The organism is Achromobacter sp. 2789STDY5608615, from assembly GCF_001298995.1.
In the GTDB taxonomy this organism is placed as follows: domain Bacteria; phylum Pseudomonadota; class Gammaproteobacteria; order Burkholderiales; family Burkholderiaceae_B; genus Achromobacter; species Achromobacter insuavis.
The window spans coordinates 25,433-28,204 of the sequence record NZ_CYTY01000050.1 but is presented as its reverse complement, the minus strand read 5'-3'; the positions used below and the strand labels follow the sequence as shown (position 1 = coordinate 28,204).

Here is a 2,772-nt window from a genome sequence, read left to right as displayed (position 1 = left end):
CCGGCAGGCGCAGGGCGCCCAGCAAGCGCCGCAACACCTGTTCCTGTTCCGGCTGCGGCACGCCGTTGCTGGCCAGGTTGGCCAGGTTGTACTTGCCCTGTTCGTCCTGCACCTTGCCGGAGAACACCGCGACGCGGTCGTCGCCGGGACGCTCGATGCGGGTGTCCAGCACCGGCGTGGCCCAGATCTGGTCGCCGTGCGTAGTCGATTCGCGCTTGCCGTGGTCGCGCACCACCAGGCGGGCCCAGTCGATGCCGCCGGCCAGCAGCATGCGCGCCTGCACCCGCGCCATTTCGTTCTCGATGCGGCGGGTGCTGGCGGTCTGGCGCTGGAACAGGCTGGTGGTCAGCGCCGCGACGATGGCGACGATGATCAGCGCGCTGACGACGGCGGCGCCGCGCTCGCGCGGCAAGGTCGCGCTCATGGCAGCTCCAGGATGCGGCTGTAGCGCCGCGTGTCGCCGGCCGGGCCGCGGTCGAGCGTGATCTCGATGCCGCTGGGCGTGGCGGAGAAGGGCGAGCGGGTGTCCATCCAGCCCGCGCCCGGCACCCAGCCGCGCAGCGCCAGCGCGCGCACGCCGGGCAGCAGCAGCGCGCCGTCGCCGACGGGCGGCAGCGGTCCCTGTTCGGCGGGCACGCCGCTGGCGCGCCACAGACCGTCCTTGCGCACCGACCACTGCACCCGCTGCCAGCGGCCGTCGCCGTCCGGATCGGGCCGCAGGATCTCCAGCACCTGCGCGCCGGCCGCGCCGCGCAACAGGCGCACGCCGGTCGTGAAGACCTGCGTGTCGATGCCGGGCGCGGCGAACGACGGACCGTTGTAGGCCAGCTCGACATCGCGTCCCATCTGGCCCAGCGTGCGCACGATGGCGTCGGTGTCGTCGGACTGCTGCGCGATCCAGTCGCGCGCGCTGGAGACGCTGTCCAGGCCGCGCCAGGCCATCAGGCTGACGAGCGCCATCAGCGCCAGCGCCACCAGCACTTCTATCAGGGTGAAGCCCGCCTGGTCGCGGGCATGGGGGGTGGCGGCAGGTCATCGCAGGCTCGACAGCAGGCCGTCCAGCTGCAGCAGGGCCGCGCCATTGCCCGCGTCGCGGACCTTGACCGACACCTGGCGGAAGCTGCGGTTCAGGGAGTTGGTGAACACCAGTTCGCATTGCAGCGCCAGGCCGCCCTGCGGGCAGGCGACGGTCTGCGAGCCGGCGCGCGGCAGGGTCTGTTCCAGCCGCAGCTGGGTCAGCGCGTTCTGCGCGGCCAGCAGCGCCAGCGTCTTGTCCTGCAGCGCGCGGTTGTTGGCGGCCATGACGCCGGTGGCGCGCAGGGCCGCGCCCATCGCGACGGCGATGATGGCCAGCGCCACCAGCACCTCGATCAGGGTGAAGCCGCGCTGGGCTTGGCGCCGCGCGCGGCGCGCGAGAGCAAATTCAGTGGATGTCATAGCGTCCGGCGGCGTCGCGCGTGACCGTCACGAGCGAATCGCCCGTGCGCAGCTGCACGCTGAACGGATCGGCCACCCATTCGGTGTTGAAGACCAGCGGGCGCTCGGGCGACAGCCGCAGTTGCACCTGGCGCGCCAGCCACGCCTGCGGGCGCAGGGCTTCGTCGCGCTCGAGCTTGTCGACCGGCAGGGGCGTGTCGTCCTGCGCGCTGGGCGCGCTGGAACGGCCCTGGCGCTCGAACGACCAGCCGCCGCTGGCGGGCAGCCAGCGGATCGGCCGGCCGTCGCTGCGGGCTTCGCCTTCGGCCACGGTGAAGGCGTCGACCAGGCGCCGCGCATCCTCGCGCAGCGGATCGGCGCGCTTGCCGATGGACAGGCTCACCATGCTGGCGGCGATGGCGACGATCACCAGCACCACCAGGACTTCGACTAGCGTGAAACCGCGCTCAGAGTTCCCACGAACCGATGTCGGCATCGCCGCCTTCTCCGCCGGGCTTGTTGTCGGCGCCGAACGAGAACACATCGATGTCGCCTTTGACGCCGGGGCTCAGGTATTGATACGGATGGCCCCAGGGGTCGTTGGGCAGCTTGTCCAGGTAGCCGCGCCAGTTGGACGCGCCTTCCGGCTTTTCCACCAGCGCGCGCAGGCCCTGGGCGGTGGTCGGATAGCGGCCGTTGTCCAGTCGGTACAGCTTGAGCGCCTGCATGATGCCGGCGATGTCCTGGCGCGCCGCGACCTGGCGGGCCTGGTCGGGACGGTCCAGCACGCGGGGCACGATCAGGGCCGCAAGAATCCCCATGATCACGATGACCACCATGATCTCGATCAGGGTGAAACCTTGCTGGCGGGCGAGCCCACGCGATGACTGGCGCACTTCACGACTCCGGTATTTCAGTGAGAAGCGTGCGATTGTGGACATGAAATATGACAGCAATATGAGGCGCGCCGGATCACTTGGCGGCGCTGGCGATGCCGCCCTCCGGCGCCGGCGAGGCGGGCGTGGCCAGCCGGCTGGCGCGGCCGCCTTGCTCGACCGTGACGGCATCGGCGCCGACTTCCTTGAGCACGATGCCGGGCGCGACTTCGTCGCCGACGCGCCAGGCCACGGGCGGGCCGCCGTCGATGCTGAACACCGCGGCGCCGTCCGTGCCGGCGGCGATCACGCCGAGCACGCTGATCTGCGTGCGCAGCACTTCATCGCGGCCGAACCACAGCGCCACCGGCATGTTGTCGGCCGCGCGCGGGGCGGGCGCCGACACGGCGGCGGGCAGGGCGGGGGGGGGGGCTTGGGGGCGAGCAGCACGGCGCCCCAGACGCCCACGCCGGCCGCCAGC

General features: G+C 71.9%; 5 protein-coding genes and 1 pseudogene. All 6 read right to left on the bottom strand.

The window, feature by feature from the left end; translation table 11 throughout:
• A pseudogene (locus tag AOZ49_RS27905) lies at positions 1-424 on the bottom strand (type II secretion system protein GspK); the annotation flags it as partial.
• The gene (locus AOZ49_RS27900) at positions 421-981 is read right to left on the bottom strand and encodes a type II secretion system protein GspJ (RefSeq protein ID WP_231690459.1); all 561 of its coding nucleotides are present in this window, start codon (positions 979-981) and stop codon (positions 421-423) included. The pseudogene AOZ49_RS27905 and the gene AOZ49_RS27900, both read right to left, overlap by 4 nt.
• A gap of 51 nt (positions 982-1,032) precedes the next feature.
• Positions 1,033-1,437: a type II secretion system minor pseudopilin GspI gene (gene gspI / locus AOZ49_RS27895; RefSeq protein ID WP_054478993.1), complete on the bottom strand. Its 405-nt coding sequence runs from the start codon at positions 1,435-1,437 to the stop codon at positions 1,033-1,035.
• Positions 1,424-1,912, bottom strand: a complete 489-nt coding sequence (gene gspH / locus AOZ49_RS27890; RefSeq protein ID WP_054432019.1) for a type II secretion system minor pseudopilin GspH — start codon at positions 1,910-1,912, stop codon at positions 1,424-1,426. The genes gspI and gspH overlap by 14 nt, the downstream gene beginning before the upstream one ends.
• Positions 1,884-2,312 (bottom strand): type II secretion system major pseudopilin GspG, encoded by a 429-nt coding sequence (gene gspG / locus AOZ49_RS27885; RefSeq protein ID WP_006394369.1) that lies wholly within the window; start codon positions 2,310-2,312, stop codon positions 1,884-1,886. Before gspG ends, gspH begins: the two co-directional genes overlap by 29 nt.
• 76 nt (positions 2,313-2,388) lie before the next feature.
• Positions 2,389-2,772: hypothetical protein (locus AOZ49_RS27880; RefSeq protein WP_231690458.1), on the bottom strand; the 384-nt coding region annotated here is incomplete at its 5' end.

Excerpts from the sequence above, each read along its gene's own strand:
- gspH (WP_054432019.1), bottom strand. The coding sequence starts at position 1,912 with ATGCCGACATCGGTTCGTGGGAACTCTGAGCGCGGTTTCACGCTAGTC.
- gspI (WP_054478993.1), bottom strand. The coding sequence starts at position 1,437 with ATGACATCCACTGAATTTGCTCTCGCGCGCCGCGCGCGGCGCCAAGCC.